Origin of the sequence: Bacillus sp. OTU2372 (assembly GCF_038440275.1) — a bacterium.
Taxonomy (GTDB): domain Bacteria; phylum Bacillota; class Bacilli; order Bacillales; family Cytobacillaceae; genus Neobacillus; species Neobacillus bataviensis_B.
On the sequence record NZ_JASATK010000004.1, the window covers coordinates 177409 to 197573 of the forward strand.

Below are 20165 nucleotides of genomic sequence, written 5' to 3' on the forward strand. Positions count from 1 at the left end.
ATCAAAAAAACTGCCATTTAAGTGAACATTTGAATGGCAGTTTTTTTATGATTGTTCCTTCTGTTTTCTTCTGTTTTTGAAAAAGGCAATGATTAATAAAAATGAGGGGAGCAAAATTTGGAATGGCCAGTGTATATAGATTGGAACAATTTTTAGTCCCTCTTTTATATGCTCCGAATAATTGGAAGCAATCGTGATGGATGAAAATAATAAAAGTGCCCCCATAGGAAAGCTAAGCTTAGTCTGATTTTTAAATCCAAAGATATCAGCGGTTCCTGCAACTGCCGCGTAAAAAAAGATGGATATTTTAAAGAATCCGCCAATGACCAGATAGAGCATAAATAGAACATCAAGCCGTTCAATAAAATTGGCTAATTGAATTTTACTTATTGTTGATAATAACGGAAAAGGAGCCCGAGTAAACAAATCAGTCCCCAAAGAGGCTACATTAATCACAGCTGTAATCGTGATATTAATGCCGCTAAGGACCATCCCACCCATGCAAACCCATTTTGCCTTTTTGACATCATTTAAATAGGGGAGCACCATTGTAAAGACTATCATCTCCCCAAAAGGAAAGTTAATGGTTTCCATTAAGAAAGTTTTCAGCACAGGTTTCCAGCCATTCTCTAGGACGGGACGAAGATTTTCTGGATGAATTAATCCCGAAAACATAATTAAACAAAAGCCTACAAGGGCCATCATATAAACCACAATAAAAAAGAGTTCTCCAACCCTTGCAATCACTTCAAAACCTTTATGAATACCATAAATAATCGTGAAGATCATTAAGCAATTAATGACAATTAAAGGGGTTGTCGTGTATATAGTAGAAGTTAATAATTCACCAAAATCTCGCAGCACCCTGGCAGCAGAATAGAGGAAATAAATTATATACGAAACCCCAATAATACGGCCAATCCATTTTCCTGTAATTTTTTGAACATAACTGGTTAGCGGAATGTCCTGATAATATTTATATAATTGATAATAAATTAGAAAAACCGCTAACCCGCCTCCAAGACCTAATAGAATAGACATCCAGGCATCCTGCTTGGCCTCCGCTCCCAGGCCAACGAGGATCGCACTCCCCATTTCAAAAAGAACAACCAGCACAAATAGCTGGTATGCCTTAATTTTTGCGTTTTCCATACACGCCTCCCCTTGCCAGTTCTTATTTTCCCATTGAAGACCAAAAAGGCAGTGTCCGAATTCCTTCACGACGAACATAAAAGTCTGTGGTGACATTGACCTTTAATGAGGCAAATTCCTCATCCCAATTTCCTTGGATTTTCTTCCATAAAATAGGGTTAGTAATATGCACTTTATCTCCAAATCCAAAAATATCACATTTTAATTTTTGCGCGGCGTGAACCGAGTCTAAAATTTGCCTGCTTATTTCCTTTTCGACGAGTTTATCTATTTTTTCGATAATCACAGGATTGTTTAAATCAATGACAGTATTGGCTTCACTAATCCATCCTTCACTATTAATAGCAATATCTATTTCCGGCTTTTGATTGACAAAGTGAACAGAAACTTTTGTTATGGAGCGGATTGGTGCGACAACAAGAGCCTTTTTCTTTTCTTTCCACGGAATCACAATATCAGTACTTTTGAGTTTATTTTGAATCCAGACGATCCCCCGGGCTTTGTCATCATCGACCCAGCCCCGAAAATTTCCATTATGAAAGATAGCTAACCCATTGGAAGAAAGAAAGGCATCCGTTGTGGTTTTTTGGAGATTCTCGGCTTTTCTTGCTTTTGATTTAATACCAATTAAGCTATAACCATTTAAAAAAGGCTGTTTGCCCTTGCTGACTAATGCACTAAGATAGTCGTCAATAGATACCGTCATATTCTCACCCAGCATCGCTTGTGAAGCTTTTAACTGTTTCGTAATTTTGTTAACAGGAAGCCTATCGAGAATTGTAAGGGTTGTTACAATATCCTCTGCTGTACAGCCCCTGGCAATGACCATTTCAGTAGTTGTTCGAAATTCAGGATCCCGGTCTAATGCATCCAAAATATATAGTAGATCTTTTTTTGCGATTTTTTCACTAACGACAACAACATTAGTGTGAGCGTAATAAAGGCGCCGCGATACCTTTCTGGTTGCGTTCCGTGCAGCTTCTGTTATTGTGTCCCCGGTACTTCGATAAACAGCAATCGGAAGGCCCTGACCTCCACCGCTGCCTTGTCCTGTTGTTACGTTACCTGGATTCACCAGTTGGAAGGAAAGCTTAAACTTTTTATCCTTTCCTTTATCGATTCCTAACGCCATTACAAAGGCCAAATCCGTTAATTCCTTTTGATTCCAGCAGGCACTAAGCAAAGGCATAAGCATGAATAATATGATTAAAATGAGCAATCCCTTTTTCATGACTCATCACCTTGATTACTTTTTTGCTCATCAGGACTTGGTGGACTAGGCTTTTGATTATCTCCAGTCCTCTTCATATTTCCTTTACTAATAAATGGAGGTCTATTTTTAAATGACCAAAGAGGAAAGCGAACAAAGACATCTTGTTGATTAGTAATGTTAAATGGTGCTAATGGCATCATGTATGGGATACCGAACGAGCGCAGTGAACATAAATGAATCGCCATAAACATTAGGCCAAGCATCATTCCATAAAAGCCTAACATGGTGGCTAACCCCATCAAGACAAAGCGAATTAATCTCGCTGCGATTGCCATGGCAAAAATCGGTGTGGAGAAGTTAGCAATTGCTGTAACCGAAACAACGATTACCATTACAGGTGAAACAAAACCGGCTTGTACGGCTGCCTGCCCAATTACAAGCGCACCAACAATTGAAACGGCCTGACCAACTGCACGTGGAAGCCTTAAGCCCGCCTCCCTTAAAATTTCAAAGGTGATTTCCATAATGAGAGCTTCGACAAATGCTGGAAACGGAACATTTTCTCGTTGTGCTGCGATAGCAATGGCCATTGTGGTCGGAATCATTTCTTGGTGAAACGTTGTAGCTGCAATATAGGTAGCCGGACCTACAAGTGCAATTAAAAATGCAATAATCCTAAGAAGCCTAATTCCTGTTGAGATATCAAAACGGGAGTAGTAGTCATCTGGTGCCTGGAAAAATTGCACAAAAATAGCCGGTGCTGTTAGGACGAATGGCGTTCCATCCACAACAATCGCTATTCTTCCTTCAAGCAGCTGCGATGAGACGACATCTGGCCGCTCTGTATGAAAGGTGGTTGGAAATGTCGTCCATGTTTGATCTTCAATTAATTGTTCAATATACCCTGATGCGATAACGCCATCTATATCAATTCGTTGTAATCTTTTTTTGATTTCGGTAACAATTTTATCGTTGGCAATTCCTTTTATATACATAATTGCAATATCGGTTTGGGTAACGGTCCCTATTTTCATCGGTTCTGCCCATAAATTAGGACTTTTAATCCGCCTTCTTATTAACGCTGTATTGGTTCTTAGTGTTTCTGTAAAGGAATCCTTTGGACCCCTGATCGATAGCTGTGTTGTTGGTTCTGTTATGGAACGCTTTTCCCATCCCTTTGTTTCAGTACTAATTGCTTTGTTGCATCCATCTATAAAAATGACTGTATTTCCCGATAGTATCGAATCATATACTTGATTCCAATTATCAATCGACTGGACACTTCCTAAGGCAACCGCCTTATCAATTAAGAATTGAAATATATCCTTTTTTTCAGGAATAACAACCTGCTCCATAAACGGTTCTAAAAGAAAATCACTTATGCTTACTGTATCTACTAATCCATCGATAAAAACCAAAGCAGCCTTATGATTGCTTACACTTATGACGCGAATAACAACATCAGAACTATTACCAAATTCTTCTTTTATCCTAGCGATATTCTCTTTATAGTCACGTAGGATTGGCAATTCCTCTGGCTTAAGTGGATCTTGCTTTTGCCGATAATTATCATTCTGTCTCTTCTGTTGCTTCTTTTTCAAAATTTGTGACAGGATTGACACAAGTCTCCACCCCATTTCCTAGAGATTGATAATGGGTATTTTCCCCAAAAAACACACCAATATCCATCTTAGCAAAAAACTTTGGTATTTAGAGTATAAGGGCTATTAAAACTCTGAATACTAATCCGTAACGTGGAATGAGGGTGAACATATTGAAAGCAATAATGGTTGTTTTTATATTAGCCGGAGGGATGTTCGGCTTAATTCTTCTCCTAGACTTTATTATGGGAACAGCGCCAAACTTGCTTATCTTGAAGGCCTTAAACCCATTCCGAGTAATGGAACCCGCTGAATACGTGATTGTGTTTTTATTTGCCCTCTTCTTTTGCATTCGATTGCTTAAGTCTTACTTTAAAAAGAAGAAAAAACAGAATGAGTCACAAACAAACTGACTTGTGTTTCAGCTTTTACATTGACCCAAAAAGAAAAGAACTCCAGCTTTAGCTTGAGCTCTTTTCTTGATGATTTGTTTCGATATCAATTGATTTTTTTCGCTTAAAGAATCCTAATACAACAAACAAACGGTTTTTCCATTTACTTATCATCCGGATATTTTTACCATATACATACCGATTCCAACCATAGTAAATAGATTCCTCTAAAAAGACAATCAGTAAGAAAGCCCCTGCAATCATACACCAGACTGACATTTTAATTTCCCCCTTTCTGCTGAATAGTTCATCCTTATATTCAAAAACTTATTCAAGAAGGGTCTCCTTTACTGTCATTTTTTTCCTATTTATCTATATATTTCATCTTATCAAAATTTTTCCAACTTGTAGACAATTTGTTAAAAATTATATTTCCCTTTAGATTATTTTGGCTCTTTATATTTTAACGCTTGATCGCTGTCCTTATATCCTTTGGTTGTCGGATCTTGGATAATCCCTAACAAGGATAACAACACAAACACTGCATTAACTAATGTTAAAATCGAATTTTGGATTGAATCGGTTAATTGAAAATGAACGAGACCCATTGAATGTAAACCAGATAAAACCAGTTCGGCTACGATCATAAGCTGTGAGAGAAAGGCAATCACCCAATTCCGGTTTTTAAAGCGGACTTTCCAGTTAATCAATCCCCCCACCCCTTCCTTATATACTTTTTCTATCAATATATGCTTACGATTTGGAATGGTTGTCCACATATGTCATAGATGCCCATCCTTTAGCTAAATATTGGTCTTTTTCGTCTAGAAATTCTATAATAAAGAAATCGAAAATTTCTTTTGAAAGTTAGGAGATAATATGGAAAAATTACAGCCCATTTGGGGAATGCTTGTCGGGTTCTGGAAAAGAAGACATCTAACCCAAATTTTATTATTATTACTTCTAGTCGTAGTATTAGTAACGATTGCTTATTTTGGCTGGCTGGCATCAAGGGCCAACGTTGACCAATTAAAACAAGGCTTAAGTCAGCCAACGGTTATTTACGATAAAGATGGAGAGGTCGCCAGCAATGTAGCTACCAATCGAACGAAGGGCATATCTATTAATGAAGTACCTAAGTATGTCCCTAACGCGGTAGTGGCGATAGAGGATGAGCGTTTCTATGAGCATGGCGGCTTTGATATAAAAGGAATCGCCCGTGCCCTTTTCGGGAACCTATTTGCTGGAAGGGTTACGGCCGGCGGTAGTACTTTAACACAGCAGCTAGCAAAAAATGCCCTGCTCTCCCCTGAAAGGACCTATAAAAGGAAAGCAGAAGAACTATTTTTAGCCGTAAAAATTGAAAAGGTTTATACAAAAGATGAGATTCTGCAAATGTATTTAAATCAAGTTTATTTTGGCGGCGGGGCCTGGGGAATCAGTAATGCTGCGAAAAAATATTTTAATAAGGATATTAACGATGTGACCATCAGCGAAGCAGCCATGATGGCAGGCCTATTACACTCGCCAAACTATCTTAATCCTTATAATAACTATGATTTAGCGATGAAGCGCCGAAATGTTGTCTTAGCTAAGATGAAGGAACAAGGTATGATTACGGCAGATCAGTACAATACAGCGAAGAAAGAAAAGATTAAGCTTCACGATGGCGGTGGAAGCAATATTGAGCGTAATTACCCTTATTATGTCGATGCTGTTTTAAATGAAGCCATTTCTAAATACGGGTTAACACAAGATGAGATTTTAACTAGAGGCTACAGGATTTATACAGAAATGGATCAAAATTTACAAGCTGGGCTTGAAAAGGTTTATAGCAAAAGTTATCTGTTCCCTAGCGGTATGGGAGGAAAAATGGTCCAAAGCGGTTCGGTTTTAATGGACCCCGCATCAGGCGGTGTTCGAGCCCTCGTCGGCGGCCGCGGTGAGCATGTTTTCCGTGGTTTTAACAGGGCCACCCAATTGCAGGCCCAACCGGGGTCCTCCATTAAGCCTTTGGCAGTCTATACCCCTGCCTTAGAAAACGGCTATAAATATTCATCTGTGCTTGAAGACAAGCCAACCACCATTGGGAACTACACACCGGAAAACTTTTCAAAAACATTCCAAGGGGAAGTACCAATGTATAAAGCCCTTGAAGAATCGTTAAATGTTCCGGCTGTCTGGCTGTTACATGAGATTGGCCTAAATAAGGGTTTAGATTCATTAAAGCGGTTTGGTATTCCGGTTGAAAAAGAAGACGAAAACCTTGCAATTGCTCTTGGCGGGATGAGTAAAGGGGTTTCTCCACTACAGATGGCTAATGCCTTTTCTGCTTTTGCTAATGATGGGATCCGAGAGGATAGTCATTTGATTACCAAAATCGTCGGTCCGACTGGAAATGTGATTGCCGAGCGGGAAGAGAAAATAACTAAGGTAACCTCCAAAACAGTTGCGAATCAAATGACATCGATGTTATTGAACGTAGTTGAGACAGGTACGGGAAGGAAAGCTCATATCCAAGGTGTCCAAATTGCCGGAAAAACAGGGTCTACCCAGCTGCCATTCAGCGGGGTTAACGGAACGAAGGATCAGTGGATGGTCGGATATACGCCAAACCTTGTCGGTGCCATCTGGATTGGCTATGACCAAACTGACAGGCAGCACTATCTGCCAAGTGCTAGTTCATCCAATGTAGTACCTATATTTAAAGAGATTATGCGGGAATCTATCCGCCATCTTCCTAATGAAAGTTTTGAAGTCACCTCCATTAACGCACAGCTTGCAGGTGAAGCGGCAACTAAAAAAAGTATCAATGATCAGGCGAAGGCCATAGGGCAAGAATTGAATAATAATGCAAAGAAAATTAGCTCTACGATCAAAGAGCATGCCCCTGAGTTGAAAAGTGGACTTGAAAAAGTCTTATATACGATTGGGAAAGGGATTAATGTATTAATCGATAAAGCAAAGGTCCTTGGACAATAACCACTAAAAAAACTCCAGCTAAAACTGGAGTTTTTTTATTCTAGTAATCCATATTTCCGCTTAAACCTGGATAAAATCTTAATCCAAATCCCGCCAAAAACTACCAAGAAGAAAACATTGGAGATGGCATGAAAGGTATCAAAAGTGGCACTTCCAATCATATAAACGATAAACGCCTTCCAAGTTTGCGAGCCGCCGGACTGAATCAACGCGATAAATCCCCATAGGTTCATAATCCAGCCAAACAGGTAACCCCAGATAACCCCAAACACGATCTGACCCCATCTTCTTTTCATCAAGAGGGTATTTCTTAATAGACCAGCAGTCAATCCAACCAAACCCCATGCCACCATCTGCCAAGGTGTCCATGGCCCCTGCCCCATAATCATATTGGAAGCTAGAGCCGCAACTGCTCCGATCACAAAGCCGCTCTCAGCTCCAAACACATAACCGGACATCATAATCACAAAGGTCGTCGGCTGGACACTCGGAAGACTGGCAAATGGAATCCTGCCCACCGCCGCAATCGAAGCTAGGACGGCTAAAAGCACCAATTCACGAGGTTCTACCTTTCTAGTTTCAAACCGGAATAAAAAGAGAAACAAAGCTAAAAGAACTAGACCAAAGCTAAAGCCTAAATAGGAATCTTCCCAAATATAATTCAGCCCTAGTAAAACTAGCATCATAATGAAAAGAAAACTGGTAACTAAAGCCTTGTATTTGCGCATTACCGTGTGGCCTCCTCAAGCGTCATTGGGATTTCGCTATCCGATAACCCTCGAAACACCCTTTGCATCATCGTCGTATAAAAGAAGTTCCCTTTGAAAAACTTGTCTGGTATGTCCTCAGATGAAATCTTGCCTTGAAACATCATCCCGCATTTGCTTGCATATTGTGCCGCAAACTCGACATCGTGTGTGGACATCAGAATCGTCATCCCAGCTGCTTGAAGTGATAAGAGAATTTTAGCTAAATTATCTTTTGATATGGGGTCTAATCCCTTGGTAGGTTCATCCAATAACAGAATGTCCGGCTTCCGTATTAAAATACAAGCCAATGCCGCCTTTTGCAGTTCTCCCCCGCTAAGGTCATACGGATGGTTTGCCATTAAATGAGCTATCTCTAATTTGTCTAATAGCTCTTTTACTTCCTTATCACTTGTTATTTTCCACTGTTCCATCGTCATATTAAGCTCTTTTTGAACCGTATCCTGTATGAAAAAAAGCTTCGGACTTTGTGGTAAATAACCGATTTTACTTGCTAATTCGTTCTGTTTATATTTCCTTAAAGGTAAATCATCTAAAACTACTTTCCCATGATCAGGTTTGATCAAACCTGCAATCATCTTTAGGAGCGTAGATTTTCCCGAACCATTGCCTCCCAATAATGCATAAAATTCCCCTTGCATTAAGCTTAGCTCAAGCTCATTCAAGATAAACTCACTTTTTTTATTATATTGAAAAGAAATATTTTTTACGTTTATCCGTTCTCTTGTCTTCAAAGAGATTTTGTTTCCTTTTGAGAAAACAGGCTCAATTTTTTGGTTATGGACCCAGTCCCTTCCCTCTTTTACGGTTAAAGGAACCTGACCATGACCATCTAAGCTCAAGAATAATGCAGGTATTTTCGGCACATAAGTCTTAAAGTAGGTGTCCCAAAGCTCACGAAGCACCTCTTTTGGCTCTCCTGAAATCTTTACATGTCCTTTTTCCATCATGATGATTTGATCAGCCAACGTAAATACTTCTTCCAGCCGGTGTTCGGCTATGATGATCGTCATACCGAATTCTTCATTCAATCTCTTAAGCATATCAGTAAATTCCCTCGCACTCACTGGGTCAAGCTGAGCAGTGGGTTCATCTAATAATAAAATATTCGGCTGCATTAATAGTACAGACGCTAAATTTATTTGTTGTTTTTTCCCACCAGAAAGCTCTTCCGACTTCCGGGAAAGTATCGATTCTGTACCAAAAAAGTGAACCATTTCCGCAACCCGGTTTCTCATCTCATTCGTATTGAGACCAATATTCTCTAAACCAAAGACCATTTCATGTAAAACATCATCCGCCACAATTTGATTCTCCGGATCTTGAAAAACAAAGCCTACATCCTTAGTCAGCCCTTCCTTCTCTTGTACAAGCTGGCCATTTATCATAATTCTTCCTGACAGCGTTCCATGAGGCTGGATCTCTTTTTTTAATAACCGTAAAAGCGAGCTTTTTCCGGAACCTGATGCACCAAATAAAACAACAAATTGTCCTTTGTTGATGTTTAGGGACAGATTCCGAATGGCCGGTTCCTTAGAGTCCGGATATGTAAAGCTAACATTATTTAATTCGATAAGCGCCATCGGAATATTCCACCTGCTTCAACTAATATTGGAAAACTTAAAAACATCGAGTAACAAATGAGAACCAATGTATCCATCCTAGTTAAATGCCATGATTCCATAATCGGGTAAACCGTTAACACACCAAATCCTGAAAACCACCCACTTACTATTAAACTAAAAAGACTTAATAAATAAATAACTGCGATTACATCTGCTTGGTTTATTTTAAAATATTGATAAGAGGATCGAGTACCTTCGCCATATCCCCTGGCTTTCATAGAATCTGCCGTCTGAATTGCTTCTTCTAAAGAAAAGGTGAGTAACGTTTGAACATATAGCATACCAGTCTTTGCCCTTGACCTCCAGCTGCCATTACTAACGGATAAACCTTTACTTTTTTGAACCACTGAAATTTCTTCCAGCCTTCTTCGCATTAAAGGAATAAATCGGAGTGTCAGCATTAGAAGAACAGCAAATTGCGGTAATATTTTTGCAAATAAAAATAAAAGTTTGTTTGGTGTCATGATGACGTTATAAGAAACAAACAAGGCAATAATCCCAATAATTGAGAGTGCGTTCATTCCACCATATACGACTGCTTCTTCTGTGACACGGTGTTGGTTTATTTCAAATAATAAATGGCGTCCCCTCTCATTGAATAGGGGATTCATCATTAACATAAGAAGGAAGGTAATGATCATGAAGAATGACCATCGCCGTAAACCATTCAAGCGATCATGAAGTATATTTATAAAAACAATAACTGCCATAGAGATGACCAAAAAGAAAGGATGTACCATTAGAATCATCAATGAAACAGCCCCTGCATAAAAAAGAAAGGTAACAAGCGGATGAAATCGGTCAAACCGGGTTTTCATCGCTTGTTCCCCCAACTATTATTCAGTATAGTAGCATTCAATACGATCACCAGCTTTAACTTTTATGACCCCGACACTCTTGGTAATATTAGCACCATTATACTTAAACATCCAGCCGCTTTTAGCACCATAATCAAATTCATAGATGTTGTCAATTCCTTCGATATAGGTGGATGCACCGCTTCCTGATGAATCTACTATGATTCCTTTCGCTTTGGCTGCTGATTTCACCACATCAAAAATAGTATACCCATCTTGTATGTTTACCTTAGAAGCTCCAAGAATGGTCCCGCGATCTTTTGGCCCTACTATAGAAAATGTCACCGCTGCGACTGGCTTAGGTGCGGTGGCTGCCGGCTTAGGAACCGGAGTTGGAGCTGGAGCTGAAGTTGTTGTGTCAGGTGTCGTGCTAGTCGTTTTACTCGTTGTCGTACTTGTCGTTTTGGTCGAAGTAGAACCTGTAGTTTTTGTCGATGTCGTGCCTGTTGTTTTGTTGGCTGCCGTTCCTGTACTTTTATTAGTTGTTGAAGGCGTACTTGTTTCTGTCTTACTTGTAGTAGAGGTACTTTGCTCGGCAGCTTGTGAACTTTGTCCGGTCTCTGTTTTCTCAGCCGCCGGTTGTGGCTGCTTTGTTTCTGTTGAAGCAGCTGTAGTATTCGTTTGAGCTGCGGAAGATTGTTGTTTTGTTTCTTGCTCTGAATTATTTTCTGTTTTAGCCGTTACCTCAGTTGTTTTTGTTTCTTTTTTTGTTTCTTTCTGATCGGCTTCATTTGAACCACATCCAGCTAAGCTTACAATAATGAATAAAATAGATAAAAGGGATGTAATCTTAAAAAGTATATTCATGTCCTTCCTCCAATCAATCCCCTCTTGGAAGCCAAGAGGGGATTAGTTTTTAAGCGTTATGTTTTCTTTGTCTCATATAAATGTAACTACCTGAAATTAAAAGCAAGAGTCCAAGAGCCAAAAGGTTATACATGTTTGTGGCTGTATTTGGAAGTGCATGCCCTGTCTGTGTATTTGTCTTTGTCTCCACTACAGCTGTTGCCGGTTGTGTTGTTTTAGTAGTGCTGACAACAGGTGTTTCTGTAGCAGGTGTTTCTGCAGCAGGAGTATCCGCTGTTAGAGTAAAATGATATAAAGAACCTTTACTTAAAGTAAACATCTGGTAGGCAACTAATGCTTGAATCCCTTGAGACGTAGTAAATGGATCACTCTCATCTCCGCCTTGCCAGTCAAAACCGCCATCTTTATTTTGGAAAGAAAGCAGATATTGAACAAGACCGCTATTGTCTTTTGAAAAATCTCCGCTGTTTGCATCGATTCCAAGAGCTGATAATGCGATCATCACTTGGGCTGCAGTTGAGCTATTATCGATTTTGGAAGCCTTGTACTGAGTAGATAGATACTCGACGGCTGCCTTAACCTTTTCCTTTACACCGACTTGATCCTTAAATGGCGCAAGTGCGGTTAAAATCATTGCTGTCGTATCAATATCACTTGTAGTGCTTTCGTCCCATGCCCAGCCGCCATCACTGTTTTGTCGTTCTGTCAAATAACTGATGAGTTTGGCTTTTGTCCATTGGGCCGTAGATGGTATTGTGAAATTGGCACTGTCTAGAGCTACTAGGGCATATGCAACCCCATTTAAACCTTGTTTTGTCACATTTCCATTATAAATTGCTTCTATTAAATTATAACCTTCTACATTTGTCGGATTGCCGCCTGCAGCTAAAATCCCTAAAGCATATCGTTCTGTATCTGTAATTCTTGAAAACTTTCCTTGTTTTTCTTTTACAATGGCTTTTACATCAGAAAGGTAGTTTTTAGGAATTTCTTTTCCTGCTTGTTTCAAGGCAATTACCTGCCATTCACCAACTTCGTTTTTTAGTACGTAAGCACTTGAAGTGTTCACAGCTGTTTGCAAATCTTGAGCTGTAACTGTTCCAGTAGTTGGTGTTGTTGGAGTTGACGGTGTTGTTGGTGTTGTCTCACCATTACCTCCATCTCCTGGTGCTGGTTCAAAGGATTCAAGTTGAAAACTTAACTGGTTACCATTTTGCAGCTGATAGCCCTCTGCACCAAGTGTTGCCATTTTCCCATCCACATAAAATGCCCAGTAGTTAGATCCTTCCGCTTTAATTCCTTTAAGAGAGGTAATCATCTTTCCATAGTTTGTTTCTTCAAACCCAACCTGATCAGAACCCAAGGCTGTTTGTAAAAGCTGAAAGGCATTTGGACTTCCGATTACTTCAATGGATGAAAGTTCAGCAACTGTATTCTTTTTATCATCAACAACTTTCAGTGAAACAGTGGATAGTGGTGGTTTCGTAAAATCGGTTAGTCGGTATGTTATTTTGTCACCATTTTGAAGGACATAAGAATCGGGTCCCATTTGTGCTGAGATTCCATTAATAAAGAACGCCCAAAATTGGTTTTCCCCCGCTTTTACTCCATTAATACCTGTGAGCATTGGCCCGTAACTGGTATCCGTATATTCGAGATTATCTTTACCAACCGCATCGATCAATGCTTCGGTAGCCGTTTCTTTCTCAGCCAATTGGAGTGTCTTTTCTGGAACTACCGGTGTGGAGTCTAGTCCAAGGACTGTAACAGTACCTTGTTTTGCCTCTGCTGCCAATACTGGTGTTTGCAAGCCGTATGTCAGTACCATCAAAACTAACAGCATAGACATCCAAAGATTCTTTCTATTTAGCATTCTACTTGCATTCCTTTCATTATAAAAATAGACATAAAAAAATCCCCCTATTAAGGAGGAGGAGTGTATGTACGTTAAGCGGAAACAAATAAAGACGTTCCTATTCTTAACACTCTCCTATCCGCGTAGACTTTTGGTGTTCAAAACAGGCAGGTTTCCTGGCTCATGGTCATTGCTTCCTATGCCTTCCCATCTTTCGACAGTGGCATCTATAGGTTACTCCCATATACAGTGGCGGGACCGCGTTGGCATTCAACCAACTTCCCTATTAAGCTTAGAGTCTAGTAAAGACTTAAGCACCTGTTTACCGTGCTATTTTTTTATGATATGACCATTATATAGATAATTGGTTTGGTTTGTATATACCTTATATGAAAAACAATGATAATTCAGAATAAAAACAGGCGTTAGATTTGCCTGTTTTTACTCTGTTGCTAAAGCTAAACATTTTATTGTTCGATATTTCGGATCAAGTTCGCCATTTCAATCGCAGACGTTGCTGAATCCCAGCCCTTATTACCTGCCTTTGTTCCAGCACGCTCAATCGCCTGCTCGATTGAATCTGTTGTAAGAACTCCGAAAATGACTGGAATTCCACTCGCTAATGCAGTGGCATTAATCCCTTTAGCCGCTTCGTTACATACATAATCAAAGTGTGGTGTTGCACCGCGGATAACTGTTCCTAGTGTAATTACAGCATCATATTTTTTACTGAATGCCATTTTTTGGGCAATTAGCGGCAGTTCAAACGCACCTGGGACCCAGGCAATATCCACGTCAGATTCGCTTACACCATGACGTTTTAAGGCATCTTTTGCACCGTCTAATAATTTACCTGTAATAAATTCATTAAATCTTCCTACAACAATCCCTACTTTTAACCCACTACCTACTAAATTACCTTCGAAAATATTCGACATGATGATTCCTCCAATATAATTTTTTAATCAGCCTTGGTTTTTAAAGGACTTTCTTTTTTGCTTATATACTCAATCAATGCTTTGATGGTAATCATTTTTATGTTCAAATGATCAGCTATTTCTCTAAGCTGTGGTACACGGGCCATGGTGCCATCTTCATTCATAATTTCACAAATAACCCCGGCCGGTTTAGCACCGCATAATTTCGCAAGATCTACTGCAGCTTCTGTGTGCCCGTTTCTCTGCAAAACGCCGCCTTTTTTCGCGATAAGCGGGAACATATGCCCCGGCCGTTTAAAATCTTCCGGTTTTGCTTCTGGATCCAGTAAACTTAATACAGTTGCAGACCGTTCATAAGCAGAGATTCCTGTCGTCGAAAACTTATGGTCAATACTTACTGTAAAAGCCGTCCCATGATAATCTGTGTTGTGAGCGACCATTGGCGTTAAGTCTAGTTTCTCAGCTAATTCTTCCACGATCGGAACACAAACTAGTCCTCTCCCATGAGTAACCATCAAGTTAATGACCTCAGGTGTTGTTTTTTCCGCTAAGGCGATAAAATCCCCTTCATTCTCCCTGTCTTCATCATCACAAGCTATAATAACCTTGCCAGCTTTTAAATCGGAAAGGGCTTCCTCAATTGAATCAAACATGTGATCACTCCTTTTTCATCATTTTAATGCTTAATAAAAGCCGTTTTCTTCTAAAAAACTTTGGCTGATTCCCGATTTTTTCTTTTGAGGCGTATCATTGCCAGTATTTTTTATAAAATGGCTGATATATTTGCCAATCATATCGCATTCCAGATTGACGATATCGCCTGGACCCTTTAGACCTATAACTGTTTCTGACAGGGTATGAGGGATAAGTGAGAGTGTAAAACTACTTTCCGAAACATCAAATACAGTTAAACTTGTCCCGTCGACCGCAACAGAGCCTCTAGCAATAACAAATCTTAAAACTTCAGGATCTGCCTCTATTTCGTAATAAACTGCATTTTCTAAGGCTTGTTTTCTTTTAATAACCCCGGTTCCATCAGCATGTCCGGAGACAAAATGCCCGCCAAATCTGCCGCCTGCAGCCATTGCACGTTCCAAATTAATCTTTGTCCCACTTTTAATGTTATTTAAGCTGGTCGCTTTAACTGTTTCCGGCATGACGTCTACTGTAAACTGCTTTCCTAAAATAGAAGTAACCGTCAGGCAGACCCCGTTTACAGCAATGCTGTCACCAAGATGTATATCTTGTAGTATTTTTTCAGCCTCTATTGTTAATACATACGAATTGGCTGTCCGCTGAATCTTTGCTACTTTACCTATTTCCTCAATGATTCCGGTAAACATAATCCTTCTTCTCCTTACTTTGGCTCGGGCAAGATTCTAATCCCATTTTTACTAGATCCACGCTATATAAAATACCTTCAGAGTATAAAAAAGACCCTAAAGAATAGAATTTCTTTAGGGTCTTAAAAATGACAATAGGAAATAAAGGGTATAAATGGGCAAATTTCTCCCTAATCATAACCCACTATTTTTCCTTCTCCCATCCAGACTTTAACTGTCGGCTCTGGAGTTTCACCAGATCCACCGTTTAACATTATGTTAACCGGGTCACGGACTAAGAAGCATTGGCTTCATCACCGCCGGTTAGGAATTTCACCTGACCCCGAAGGAAATATTTAGCTTTGTATATAATGTTATTATACTAAAAAGAAATAGTAAAGGGAAATGCTTGAAGACAAGTAATGTCCATTTCTTCACATTTATTTTAAAAAAGGAGTCTAAAAACTCCTTTTTTAACTATTCCTTATAGGTTCTAACCGGTACATAAATCTCAAAATACAAGTCTCCTGACATATTTTGCAGCTTATGCTCTTCTTTAAAAATTTCTAACCCTAAGGCGTGGTAATCCTGTTCATAACCATATTCTTTCATCCAATTGAACAGTTGTTGATATGTATTTTCTACTTCTTCCAGGCTTCCTTTATGAGTAGTACAGACATAGTTCTTTCTCGGAATTGAGAAACCAACCATTCCCTCTGGTACATTCTCGATTTTTCCAACAGGTTTTGTAACATAATAAGTAAACTCTGTTTCACGGCTATGAAATGGCGCAATCACAACAGGTTCGTTGGTCAGACAAGAAACTTCCGCTAAACGATTTTCCATTTTGTTAAAAAGATTTGGGATTGTTTTTACTTCAGAGTATGTACCTGTCCAAGCTATACCAACCACTTTTATTTCTTCTTTCTCTACCACCTTAATCCCCAATTTTAAGACCCCCTTTTTTTACTACATACTATTCTTATAATTCGGATAATATAATTAAAATCCTTCCGAAAAAATTCGACGTTTTACAAAAATTTTTCTGGAAAAGTTTTTTTAAAAATTTGAGTCTGCTACGGTTGTATTTCCAGAAATATCCCCATTGTTGATTGTGAATCCGCCATAGGACGCCGGACAATTCCCCTGACCAGGATTACACGATACAAGGCAAAAATAAATTTTTGCACATTAAAAAATTCCTCCTATCTTAAAACTAGTCTAATAAGAAGAAAAATGCTGTCGGAATTTGGAGAATATAATAAAAAACAGGCTGTTCATGAAAGAACAACCTGTACCTGTTTTATTTCACTTCCTGTGGAATCGCCAATCCTAATCCTTTGGCCACTCTCTCGCCGTATTGTCGGTCGGCTTTATAAAAGTGCTGAATTTGACGTAATTTAACATCCTCTCTCTCTACCGGTTTCATAGCCCCTACTACCGTATCAACTAATCTAGTTCGTTCTTCTTCCGACATTAAACGGTATAGATCACCGGCCTGTGTATAATGATCTTCATGGTCATAAGCAACCTGCGCTGCAGCACCAGTAACTTCAAAAGGTGTTTGTCGTTGTTCAGGTACTTCCTTTGGACCGCCATAGCTGTTTGGCTCATAGTAAACTGATCCGCCGCCGTTATTATCAAAGCGCATTGCACCATCACGCTGATAGTTATTCACTTCTACCTTCGGACGGTTAATTGGAAGTAAGTTATGGTTCGGACCCACCCGGTAACGGTGGGCATCAGAGTAGGCAAATATACGCCCTTGAAGCATTTTATCAGGTGATGCCTCAATTCCTGGTACCATTGTACCTGGCGAGAAGGTGGCCTGTTCAACCTCCGCAAAATAGTTTTCAGGGTTGCGGTTTAAGACCATTCTGCCAACCTCGATTAAAGGATAATCTTTATGTGACCACACTTTTGTGACATCAAATGGATCGAACCGATACGTATTGGCATCTTCAAATGGCATGATTTGAACATGCAGCCTCCATGCTGGGAAGTCGCCATTTTTAATCGCATTAAATAAATCTTCAGTATGATAATCTGGATTTTCACCAGCTAATTTCGCCGCTACATCTGCGGACATGTTTTTAACGCCTTGTTCACTCTTGAAGTGATATTTTACCCAAGAAGCTTCACCATTCTCATTTACCCATTTAAAGGTATGGCTTCCATAACCATTCATATGGCGCAATGTGGCAGGGAGACCACGGTCACCCATTAAATAGGTAACTTGGTGTAAGGATTCAGGTGATAAGGACCAGAAATCCCAAACTGCATTTGGGTTTTTCAAATGGGTTTTAGGGTCTCTTTTTTGTGTATGAATGAAGTCCGGAAACTTAATCGCATCACGAATAAAGAAGATTGGTGTATTGTTACCCACCAAATCATAGTTTCCTTCTTCCGTATAAAACTTAACCGCAAAACCTCTAGGATCCCGTACTGTATCTGCAGAACCCAGTTCACCGGCAACGGTGGAGAAGCGAATGAACATTGGCGTACGTTTACCAACCCCATTAAATAATTTTGCTTTTGTATATTTAGACATATCATTTGTTACTTCAAAATATCCATGTGCACCGGCCCCCTTTGCATGAACCACACGCTCTGGTACGCGTTCACGGTTAAAATGTGCTAATTTTTCTAGTAAGTGGACGTCTTGTATTAAGGTTGGTCCGCGCGAACCAGCCGTCATAGAATTTTGATTATCGCCGACAGGGGCACCTGTTCCAGTTGTTAAATGTTTGTTCGTATTACTCATTTAATCACCTCGTAATCTATTTTTTAATACTTAACTAGATTATAATATATTTTTAGTGAAAATCAATACTAAATTATAATAATTATAATCTGATAAAAAATATAAAATATAACCTGTACTCACTATTACATTCGTATTAAAAAAAGAAGGACGTTATTCCCAATTTAAGAAATAACGTCCAAAAATTTTACTTATTAATTAAAGGATATATTAAAATGAATCAGTGATCCATGTGGATGAATGGAAAAAAATCAAAAAACAGACCCCTTTGTAAGGGTCTGTTTTATTGATAGGTCTATTGTTTTTGAACGTTGACGGCTTGCGGTCCACGTTGGCCATTTTCGATTTCAAATGTAACCTCTTGACCTTCATCCAAAGACTTGTACCCTTCGCCTTGAATAGCTGAGAAATGAACGAATACATCCTCTCCGCCTTCGCGCTCAATGAATCCAAATCCTTTTTCGCTGTTAAACCATTTTACTTTACCATGTTCCATTTTCTTTGTAGCCTCCTAGCACGTAGCCATTACATAATTTTGCAAAATTTATTTGCAAATTTAGTTTTACCAAAGTAATAATCCTTTATACCAATAACTTTTAATTATTCTAAAGAACCCATTTCTGGATGGCTTTAGCTACCCCATCCTCTTCATTTGTTGACGTAATCCAGTCTGCTTCTTCTTTGACCACATCTTGGGCATTACCCATTGCAACACCCAGTCCAGCCTCTTTGATCATCATTAAGTCGTTTCGACTGTCGCCAACTGCCATTACATTCTTCATTTCGATTCCTAACCTGGAGCAGACAAGCGCCAGCCCGCGCGCCTTATTAATACCGGCTGCATTAACCTCAATGTTTTTTAACGTGGAATTCGTTAATTCAAATTCACCTCTTGAGGTCAGTTCGTTAAAAACCAGTTCCCTAGTTGCATCATCTTCAATCGTAAAGCCGAATTTCAACCAGTCCAGTTTATGAAAATCATCCGGCATTTCATTGTGCCAGGTACGCTCTGTATTAATGGCCCAAAACTTAGTTTTATGTAGTTTTGACAGTTCCCACATCCACTGGATATGCTCTGTATTGACAAGGTTTCTTTCAACCAGACCCCTTTTTTCATCATAAATCTCACTGCCATTTACTGTTACTAAGTAGGAGGTGAGCTCTAAATCATCCGCATGTTCTCGAACGGTAAGTATAGAACGCCCTGTACTGAGAACAACGATTATACCTTTATCTTTTGCAGCCTTAATCGCTTTACGATTTTCTTCTGAAACTTGGCCTTTATTATTTAACAAAGTCCCATCCATATCGAGCGCAACTAACTTGATTTCAACATCATTCTTGAAATTTTCCATTACTGTCATAAACTCCCTTCTCCCATGGTCCTTTATAAGATAACATTTTTATTAGTAACTTTTCAAAAATAACCGTATTAGTTTACATAATATAGTTATGGTTAAATAAAAAATCCTGCTCTACAGCAGGATCATAAATGTTATTAATGATGGTGATGGTGTCCGCCTTTTGATGGGTTGGTAATGAGCCATTCCTCTTTTGGGACATGGAAAAATTGAATCCAGACGCCATCCAAGTACTCATCACTTTTATCAAGGATAAAATCAATATCCTTATCCGTTTTGACAACTTCATCATTTTCAGTTGGTGTGTCAAGCATCAAGTCATAATGGGCATGATCTCCGTGCATGCTTGTCACATATACACGAAATAGTTTGCCTTCTGCCTCTTCACTTTCCAACATCTTTTTCAATTCTTTTGCAGCATGGCGATTAATTTTTACCTTCATTTTGCGCTCTCCTCTATTATGTATTCTATTTTATTATCCCACGATAAGACTAAAATAGACAGTTTTAAACGCTAAAACCCTTTATA

At 39.2% G+C, this 20165-nt stretch carries 19 protein-coding genes, 1 pseudogene and 2 riboswitches; of the genes and pseudogenes, 2 read left to right on the plus strand and 18 right to left on the minus strand.

Annotated features, from left to right (window positions below):
* Positions 1-45: 45 nt before the first annotated feature.
* From AAHB15_RS10295 to AAHB15_RS10305, 3 genes are read right to left on the minus strand one after another with little or no spacing between them, the layout of a single operon-like run.
* The gene (locus AAHB15_RS10295; RefSeq protein WP_335573241.1) at positions 46-1152 is read right to left on the minus strand and encodes a GerAB/ArcD/ProY family transporter; all 1107 of its coding nucleotides are present in this window, start codon (positions 1150-1152) and stop codon (positions 46-48) included.
* A gap of 22 nt (positions 1153-1174) precedes the next feature.
* On the minus strand, positions 1175-2383 hold the full coding sequence (locus tag AAHB15_RS10300) for a Ger(x)C family spore germination protein (RefSeq protein WP_335573242.1): 1209 nt from the start codon (positions 2381-2383) through the stop codon (positions 1175-1177).
* Positions 2380-3981: a spore germination protein gene (locus tag AAHB15_RS10305; RefSeq protein WP_446715856.1), complete on the minus strand. Its 1602-nt coding sequence runs from the start codon at positions 3979-3981 to the stop codon at positions 2380-2382. The genes AAHB15_RS10300 and AAHB15_RS10305 overlap by 4 nt, the downstream gene beginning before the upstream one ends.
* Positions 3982-4139: 158 nt before the next feature.
* Here AAHB15_RS10305 and AAHB15_RS10310 point away from each other — a divergent pair, with 158 nt between their 5' ends.
* The gene (locus AAHB15_RS10310) at positions 4140-4379 is read left to right on the plus strand and encodes a hypothetical protein (protein WP_144562040.1); all 240 of its coding nucleotides are present in this window, start codon (positions 4140-4142) and stop codon (positions 4377-4379) included.
* Between the two features lie 48 nt (positions 4380-4427).
* Here the strand turns inward: AAHB15_RS10310 and AAHB15_RS10315 are convergent, their stop codons facing one another.
* Complete coding sequence (locus AAHB15_RS10315) at positions 4428-4637, minus strand: hypothetical protein (RefSeq protein WP_335573244.1); 210 nt, start codon at positions 4635-4637, stop codon at positions 4428-4430.
* 164 nt (positions 4638-4801) lie between these two features.
* Positions 4802-5068 carry a phage holin gene (locus AAHB15_RS10320; protein ID WP_335573245.1) on the minus strand — a complete coding sequence of 89 codons (267 nt, stop codon included), beginning with the start codon at positions 5066-5068 and terminating at the stop codon, positions 4802-4804.
* A 169-nt stretch (positions 5069-5237) separates the two neighbouring features.
* Between AAHB15_RS10320 and AAHB15_RS10325 the strand changes: the two genes are divergently transcribed.
* A complete protein-coding gene (locus tag AAHB15_RS10325; protein WP_335573246.1) occupies positions 5238-7340 on the plus strand; it encodes a transglycosylase domain-containing protein in 2103 nt (700 codons plus the stop codon).
* Positions 7341-7375: 35 nt separating this feature from the next.
* On the opposite strand, the gene AAHB15_RS10330 is transcribed toward AAHB15_RS10325, so the two are convergent.
* The 13 genes and pseudogenes from AAHB15_RS10330 to AAHB15_RS10390 all read right to left on the minus strand — a co-directional run bounded on the left by AAHB15_RS10330 (position 7376) and on the right by AAHB15_RS10390 (position 20079).
* Positions 7376-8068 (minus strand): ECF transporter S component, encoded by a 693-nt coding sequence (locus AAHB15_RS10330; protein ID WP_335573247.1) that lies wholly within the window; start codon positions 8066-8068, stop codon positions 7376-7378.
* Positions 8068-9690 (minus strand): ABC transporter ATP-binding protein, encoded by a 1623-nt coding sequence (locus AAHB15_RS10335; RefSeq protein ID WP_342042339.1) that lies wholly within the window; start codon positions 9688-9690, stop codon positions 8068-8070. The genes AAHB15_RS10330 and AAHB15_RS10335 overlap by 1 nt, the downstream gene beginning before the upstream one ends.
* Entirely contained in the window at positions 9672-10550 is an 879-nt protein-coding gene (locus AAHB15_RS10340; protein WP_335573249.1) for an energy-coupling factor transporter transmembrane component T, read from the minus strand. The genes AAHB15_RS10335 and AAHB15_RS10340 overlap by 19 nt, the downstream gene beginning before the upstream one ends.
* 18 nt (positions 10551-10568) lie before the next feature.
* A complete protein-coding gene (locus AAHB15_RS10345; protein WP_335573250.1) occupies positions 10569-11396 on the minus strand; it encodes a DUF4430 domain-containing protein in 828 nt (275 codons plus the stop codon).
* A gap of 49 nt (positions 11397-11445) precedes the next feature.
* Positions 11446-13269 carry a DUF4430 domain-containing protein gene (locus AAHB15_RS10350; protein ID WP_335573251.1) on the minus strand — a complete coding sequence of 608 codons (1824 nt, stop codon included), beginning with the start codon at positions 13267-13269 and terminating at the stop codon, positions 11446-11448.
* 131 nt (positions 13270-13400) lie between these two features.
* A riboswitch (cobalamin riboswitch) is annotated at positions 13401-13588 on the minus strand.
* A 130-nt stretch (positions 13589-13718) separates the two neighbouring features.
* The gene (ribH, locus tag AAHB15_RS10355; protein ID WP_098531626.1) at positions 13719-14189 is read right to left on the minus strand and encodes a 6,7-dimethyl-8-ribityllumazine synthase; all 471 of its coding nucleotides are present in this window, start codon (positions 14187-14189) and stop codon (positions 13719-13721) included.
* A gap of 26 nt (positions 14190-14215) precedes the next feature.
* A pseudogene (ribB, locus tag AAHB15_RS10360) lies at positions 14216-14842 on the minus strand (3,4-dihydroxy-2-butanone-4-phosphate synthase); the annotation flags it as partial.
* A 30-nt stretch (positions 14843-14872) separates the two neighbouring features.
* A complete protein-coding gene (gene ribE / locus AAHB15_RS10365) occupies positions 14873-15532 on the minus strand; it encodes a riboflavin synthase (protein ID WP_335573252.1) in 660 nt (219 codons plus the stop codon).
* Positions 15533-15719: 187 nt separating this feature from the next.
* Positions 15720-15866: riboswitch (FMN riboswitch) on the minus strand.
* A gap of 122 nt (positions 15867-15988) precedes the next feature.
* Positions 15989-16459, minus strand: coding sequence for a GyrI-like domain-containing protein (locus tag AAHB15_RS10370; RefSeq protein WP_335573253.1), 471 nt, complete (start codon positions 16457-16459; stop codon positions 15989-15991).
* 355 nt (positions 16460-16814) lie between these two features.
* Positions 16815-18275, minus strand: a complete 1461-nt coding sequence (gene katA, locus AAHB15_RS10375) for a catalase KatA (protein ID WP_342042340.1) — start codon at positions 18273-18275, stop codon at positions 16815-16817.
* Between the two features lie 295 nt (positions 18276-18570).
* Positions 18571-18771, minus strand: a complete 201-nt coding sequence (locus AAHB15_RS10380; protein ID WP_098531632.1) for a cold-shock protein — start codon at positions 18769-18771, stop codon at positions 18571-18573.
* A gap of 109 nt (positions 18772-18880) precedes the next feature.
* Entirely contained in the window at positions 18881-19630 is a 750-nt protein-coding gene (locus AAHB15_RS10385; protein WP_420491078.1) for a Cof-type HAD-IIB family hydrolase, read from the minus strand.
* Positions 19631-19773: 143 nt separating this feature from the next.
* The gene (locus AAHB15_RS10390; protein WP_335571551.1) at positions 19774-20079 is read right to left on the minus strand and encodes an iron-sulfur cluster assembly accessory protein; all 306 of its coding nucleotides are present in this window, start codon (positions 20077-20079) and stop codon (positions 19774-19776) included.
* Positions 20080-20165 lie beyond the last annotated feature (86 nt).

What these genes read in the sequence shown, in the direction of transcription:
- AAHB15_RS10295 (WP_335573241.1), bottom strand. Translation starts at nt 1,152, where the DNA reads ATGGAAAACGCAAAAATTAAGGCATACCAGCTATTTGTGCTGGTTGTT.
- AAHB15_RS10300 (WP_335573242.1), bottom strand. Translation starts at nt 2,383, where the DNA reads ATGAAAAAGGGATTGCTCATTTTAATCATATTATTCATGCTTATGCCT.
- AAHB15_RS10315 (WP_335573244.1), bottom strand. Translation starts at nt 4,637, where the DNA reads ATGTCAGTCTGGTGTATGATTGCAGGGGCTTTCTTACTGATTGTCTTT.
- AAHB15_RS10325 (WP_335573246.1), top strand. Translation starts at nt 5,238, where the DNA reads ATGGAAAAATTACAGCCCATTTGGGGAATGCTTGTCGGGTTCTGGAAA.
- AAHB15_RS10330 (WP_335573247.1), bottom strand. Translation starts at nt 8,068, where the DNA reads ATGCGCAAATACAAGGCTTTAGTTACCAGTTTTCTTTTCATTATGATG.
- AAHB15_RS10335 (WP_342042339.1), bottom strand. Translation starts at nt 9,690, where the DNA reads ATGGCGCTTATCGAATTAAATAATGTTAGCTTTACATATCCGGACTCT.
- AAHB15_RS10340 (WP_335573249.1), bottom strand. Translation starts at nt 10,550, where the DNA reads ATGAAAACCCGGTTTGACCGATTTCATCCGCTTGTTACCTTTCTTTTT.
- AAHB15_RS10345 (WP_335573250.1), bottom strand. Translation starts at nt 11,396, where the DNA reads ATGAATATACTTTTTAAGATTACATCCCTTTTATCTATTTTATTCATT.
- AAHB15_RS10350 (WP_335573251.1), bottom strand. Translation starts at nt 13,269, where the DNA reads ATGCTAAATAGAAAGAATCTTTGGATGTCTATGCTGTTAGTTTTGATG.
- ribH (WP_098531626.1), bottom strand. Translation starts at nt 14,189, where the DNA reads ATGTCGAATATTTTCGAAGGTAATTTAGTAGGTAGTGGGTTAAAAGTA.
- ribE (WP_335573252.1), bottom strand. Translation starts at nt 15,532, where the DNA reads ATGTTTACCGGAATCATTGAGGAAATAGGTAAAGTAGCAAAGATTCAG.
- katA (WP_342042340.1), bottom strand. Translation starts at nt 18,275, where the DNA reads ATGAGTAATACGAACAAACATTTAACAACTGGAACAGGTGCCCCTGTC.
- AAHB15_RS10380 (WP_098531632.1), bottom strand. Translation starts at nt 18,771, where the DNA reads ATGGAACATGGTAAAGTAAAATGGTTTAACAGCGAAAAAGGATTTGGA.
- AAHB15_RS10385 (WP_420491078.1), bottom strand. Translation starts at nt 19,630, where the DNA reads ATGGAAAATTTCAAGAATGATGTTGAAATCAAGTTAGTTGCGCTCGAT.
- AAHB15_RS10390 (WP_335571551.1), bottom strand. Translation starts at nt 20,079, where the DNA reads ATGAAGGTAAAAATTAATCGCCATGCTGCAAAAGAATTGAAAAAGATG.